Source organism: Streptomyces sp. NPDC005899 (assembly GCF_040629645.1).
In the GTDB taxonomy this organism is placed as follows: domain Bacteria; phylum Actinomycetota; class Actinomycetes; order Streptomycetales; family Streptomycetaceae; genus Streptomyces.
In genome coordinates this window covers 1-5,140 of sequence record NZ_JBEXWB010000410.1, presented here as the reverse complement: position 1 = coordinate 5,140, position 5,140 = coordinate 1, and the positions used below count along the sequence as shown (strand labels likewise).

The 5,140-nt window shown below is 73.7% G+C and carries 3 protein-coding genes; 2 read left to right on the top strand and 1 reads right to left on the bottom strand.

Going from position 1 to position 5,140, the window contains the following annotated elements; genetic code table 11:
• Positions 1-63: 63 nt before the first annotated feature.
• Positions 64-804, bottom strand: coding sequence for an HAD family hydrolase (locus ABZ371_RS28770; RefSeq protein ID WP_358684963.1), 741 nt, complete (start codon positions 802-804; stop codon positions 64-66).
• 152 nt (positions 805-956) lie between these two features.
• Between ABZ371_RS28770 and ABZ371_RS28765 the strand changes: the two genes are divergently transcribed.
• Positions 957-3,539, top strand: a complete 2,583-nt coding sequence (locus tag ABZ371_RS28765) for a bifunctional FO biosynthesis protein CofGH (protein WP_358684961.1) — start codon at positions 957-959, stop codon at positions 3,537-3,539.
• 343 nt (positions 3,540-3,882) lie between these two features.
• Positions 3,883-4,998, top strand: coding sequence for an ADP-ribosylglycohydrolase family protein (locus ABZ371_RS28760; protein WP_358684958.1), 1,116 nt, complete (start codon positions 3,883-3,885; stop codon positions 4,996-4,998).
• The last annotated feature ends 142 nt before the right edge of the window (positions 4,999-5,140 follow it).

Here is a 5,140-nt window from a genome sequence, read left to right as displayed (position 1 = left end):
GGCGGCCCCCGGACACCCGCAGAGGCACGGCCGCCCCTCGGCCGGGGCCGGGGGAGCCGCCGGTCAGGGCCCGGCGGGCCGGGCGCCGATCGACGGAGCGCCGATCGACAGGGCGCCGATGGTGTGGGCGTCGAACGGCGGGGGGTCGGCGCGCCGGCTACGGGCGGCTTCCGCCAGCAGCCCCGGCAGGTCCGTCAGCGCGTTGATCCGCCAGTCCGCCGTCTCCACCACGTCCGCGTGATCGGCCCACCAATGGCCGTACGGGCCACGGCGGATGTGGGCGGCCCGCAGCCCCGACGACTTGGCGGGGAACAGGTCGTCGGCCGGGTGGTCGCCCACGTACAGGGTGGCGTGCGGGGCTGAGCCCGAGACGTCCAGCACGCGCGCGTAGAACCCGGGGTCCGGCTTGGTCACGCCCCACTCCTCCGAGGTGACCACCAGGTCAGCCGGCAGGTCCAGCGCCCGCAGCAACTCCCCGGCGCGGCGGCTCCGGTCACCCGCCACGACGACACGCAGACCCAGGGCCCGCAACTCGGCCAGCACCGGGCGGACGTCCGGATAGAGGTCCCTCTCGTCCAGGTACTCGCCCCGGCCCGCCGCCGCACGGGCGTGGCACGCCTCGGTGACGTCCATGCCGGGACGCAGGATCCCCAGGGCGTCGGAGCCGTGCCGCCCCTGGGCCACCGCGGCGCCCACCAGGGCGCTGACCGTGTGCGGCGGGACCCCTAGCCAGTCGGCCCACGACGCCCAGTGGCGGTCGTCGCGTACGAGGGTCTCACCGATGTCGAAGACGATCGTTTCCATCACCTCTCCGACCTTACGGTGCAAGCGAGACATAACGCTCAAGGCGCCAGGAAGGACCGGCCGTCCGGTCGCGTCCACGGCGCCGGGCCCGGACGTCCGCCGCGGACAGAGGTCCTGGTCCGGACGGGAGAGGGCGCTCGTATGCTCGGTCCATGACCGATCCTCAGCGCGGACGCCCGACCACCAACTCCATGCGGCGGGCCCTCAAGCGGGCCCGCGACGGAGTCGCACTCGATGTGACCGAGGCCGCCGTCCTGCTCCAGGCGCGCGGCGGCGACCTGACGGATCTCGCCGCGTCCGCGGCCCGGGTGCGGGACGCGGGACTCCAGGCGGTGGGGCGGCCCGGAGTCATCACGTACTCCCGCAAGGTCTTCATCCCCCTGACCCGGCTCTGCCGCGACACCTGCCACTACTGCACCTTCGTCACGGTCCCCGGAAAGCTCAGGCGCGCCGGCCACGGCATGTTCCTCTCGCCGGACGAGGTCCTGGACATCGCCCGCGAGGGCGCCGAGATGGGCTGCAAGGAGGCGCTGTTCACGCTCGGCGACCGCCCCGAGGACCGGTGGCCCGAGGCGCGCGCCTGGCTGGAGGCCGAAGGGTACGACGACACCCTGGCGTACGTACGGGCCATGGCGATCCGGGTGCTGGAGGAGACGGGGCTGCTCCCGCACCTCAACCCCGGGGTGCTGACCTGGACGGACCTGCAACGGCTGAAGCCCGTCGCACCGTCCATGGGCATGATGCTGGAGACGACGGCCACCCGGCTGTGGTCCGAGAAGGGCGGCCCGCACCACGGCTCGCCGGACAAGGAACCGGCCGTCCGGCTGCGCGTCCTGGAGGACGCGGGCCGCTCCAACGTCCCCTTCACCACCGGCATCCTCATCGGGATCGGCGAGTCGTACGAGGAGCGCGCCGACTCCCTCTTCGAACTGCGCAGGACGGCACGCGCCTACCAGGGCATCCAGGAAGTCATCGTCCAGAACTTCCGGGCCAAGCCGGACACCGCGATGCGCAGGATGCCCGACGCCGAGCTGGAGGAGCTGGCCGCCGCGATCGCCGTGGCCCGCCACATCCTGGGCCCCTCCGCCCGCATCCAGGCACCGCCGAACCTCGTCGACGACGAGTACGCCCTGCTGATCGGCGCCGGCATCGACGACTGGGGTGGTGTCTCACCCCTCACCCCGGACCACGTGAACCCCGAGCGGCCCTGGCCGCACATCGACGAACTGGCCGCGAGGACCGCCGAGTCCGGGTTCGAACTGCGGGAGCGGCTCACCATCTACCCCGAGTTCGTCCGGCGCGGCGAGCCCTGGCTGGACCCCCGCCTCCTCCCGCACGTGCGTGCGCTCGCCGACCCGGAGACGGGGCTGGCGAGGGCGGGCGCGATGCCGGCCGGGCTGCCCTGGCAGGAGCCCGACGGGGGCTTCGACGCCTCCGGCCGGACCGACCTGCACCGCACCATCGACACCGACGGCCGTACCGGCGACCGGCGTGACGACTTCGACGAGGTGTACGGCGACTGGGAGGCCCTGCGCGAGGCCGCCGCCCCCGGCATGGTCCCGTCCCGCATCGACACCGACGTCCGTCAGGCCCTCGGCCAGGCCGCGGACGACCCCACGAAGCTCACCGACGACCAGGCACTCGCCCTGCTCCACGCGGACGGGCCCGCACTCGACGAGCTGTGCCGGATCGCCGACGCGCTCCGCCGGGACGTGGTCGGTGACGACGTCACCTACATCGTCACGAGGAACATCAACTTCACCAACGTCTGCTACACCGGCTGCCGCTTCTGCGCCTTCGCCCAGCGGCGCACGGACGCCGACGCGTACACCCTCTCCCTGGACCAGGTCGCCGACCGCGCGGCCCAGGCATGGGACGTCGGCGCCGTCGAGGTCTGCATGCAGGGCGGCATCCACCCGGACCTCCCGGGCACCGCGTACTTCGACATCGCCCGCGCCGTGAGGGAACGGGTCCCGGGCATGCACGTCCACGCCTTCTCGCCGATGGAGGTCGTCAACGGGGCGACCCGCACGGGCATGTCGATCCGCGACTGGCTCACCGCCGCGAAGGAGGCGGGCCTCGGCTCTATCCCCGGCACCGCGGCGGAGATCCTGGACGACGAGGTCCGCTGGATCCTCACCAAGGGGAAGCTGCCGACGGCCACCTGGCTGGAGGTCGTCCGGACGGCCCACGAGACGGGCCTGCGCTCCTCCTCGACGATGATGTACGGCCACGTCGACCAGCCCCGCCACTGGCTCGGCCACTTCCGGACCCTGGCCCGCCTGCAGCAGGAGACCGGCGGCTTCACGGAGTTCGTCACGCTCCCCTTCATCCACACCAACGCGCCGGTCTACCTCGCGGGCATCGCCCGCCCCGGCCCCACCGACCGCGACAACCGCGCCGTCACCGCGATGGCGCGCCTCCTGCTGCACCCGCACATCACCAACATCCAGACCAGCTGGGTCAAGCTCGGCGCGGAGGGAGCGGCGAAGATGCTGCGCTCGGGGGCGAACGACCTGGGCGGCACCCTGATGGAGGAGACCATCTCCCGCATGGCCGGATCGAGTTACGGCTCGTACCGCTCCGTCCAGGACCTCGTCGCCATCGCCGACCTGGCGGGCCGCCCGGCGAAACCGCGCACCACGCTGTACGGCGAGGTCCCGGCCGAGCGCGTCGCGGCGGCGGCGGCGTCGGACGGGCACCTCCCGGAGCTCCTGCCGGTTCTGGAGGGCTGAGGCCTCGGGCGCCCGGAACACCGCCCGGGCCGGGCGCCCGCGGAGGTCAGCCGGCCCGGGCCGGGCGGCGCCTCGCCGCGGGGGGGCCGACCCGATCGGCCTCGGGCGTTTCTTCCTCGCCCATCCCGACCTGGGACGTCGCACGCGTGCCGGCGGAAAGCGGGAAGGCGCTGCGGAGGGTCCCGCGCCCGCCTCGGGGAACGTCCGGAAATCGTGAGGAATGCCGTTCAACAGTGCTCCCACGTGCGAGTCCGTACATACTGTTCGGACCCCGGACCGGTGCTTGCCGTTCGATTACAGTGCTTGCGCAGTCGCACGCGGCAGGCCGGACGGAAGGGGCACGGTGAGCACTGGGACCACAGCTGTCTGGGGTCGTGCCGAGCAGCAGGACTTCCGCAGCCGGGTACGGGGCTCCCTGCTGGGTGGCGCCATCGGCGACGCGCTCGGGGCCGCCGTCTCCGGCCTCACCCTGGAGCAGATACGGACCGCCCACGGTGTGGACGGGGTCGCCGACTTCGTCGCCGGGCAGGCCGGACGCGGGGCCGTCACCGCGGTCACCCAGCTCACCCTGTTCACCGTGGACGGCCTGATACGGGCCCAGGTGCGCCGCGACACGGGCGCCTGGCACCCACCCACCGACGTCCACCGGGCGCACCTGCGCTGGGCGGCCACCCAGAACGCCTGGGGTCCGGACGAGCGTCGCGCGGACAACGGCTGGCTGGCCTGCGAGGAGTGGCTGTACGCCCGCCGCGGCCCCACCCGGGAGTGCCTGACGGGCTTCGGGGACGCCACGATGGGCACACTCGCCGTGCCCAAGAACCCGGCCGCCCGGGACTCCGCCGCGCTGACCCGGTCGGCGCCCTTCGGGCTGCTCGTCGGATGGGACCCGCACCTGGTCCTCCAGCTGGCCGTCGAATGCGCCGCCCACACCCACGGTCACGCCACCGCCCAGCTGGCGGCGGGCGCGTTCGCCCTCCTGGTGCAGGGGCTGGCCCGTGGGGAGAGCCTGGACGGCTCCGTGCAGCGCGCCCTCGTACTCCTCGCCGAACGCCCGGGCAGCGAGCAGGTCACCGACGCGCTGCGGCAGGCACTCGGCTCCGTACGCCAGGGCATACCGGGTCCCGCTCTCATCGAGGCACTCGGCGACACCGACTCCGCGGAAGAGGTCCTGGCCGTGGCCCTGTACTGCGCTCTGGTGGGCGAGGACGTACGCCACGGCCTGCGACTCGCCGTGAACCACTCCGGGCCCTCGGCGGCCACCGGGGCCGTCTGCGGCACCCTGCTCGGGGCGATGCACGGCGAGACGGCCCTGCCACCGGCGTGGCTGGCCGAGCTGGAGGGACGCTCCACCGTCCTGGAACTCTCCGACGACTTCGCGATGGAGATGACCCAGGGCCCGGCCCTGCACAGCCCCACCGCTGTCGCTCCCGGCTGGCTGGCCCGCTACCCCAGGCTCTGAGGGTCCGGTCCGGGGCCCGGGTTCCACGCTCGGGACGCCGGACGCCGACGCTTACGCCGGAGGGACGCGGAAGCGGAGACGGACGGACGCGGGCGGCACCGGTGTGCCGCCCACCGGCCTGAGGGGGTACGGCGACCACCCC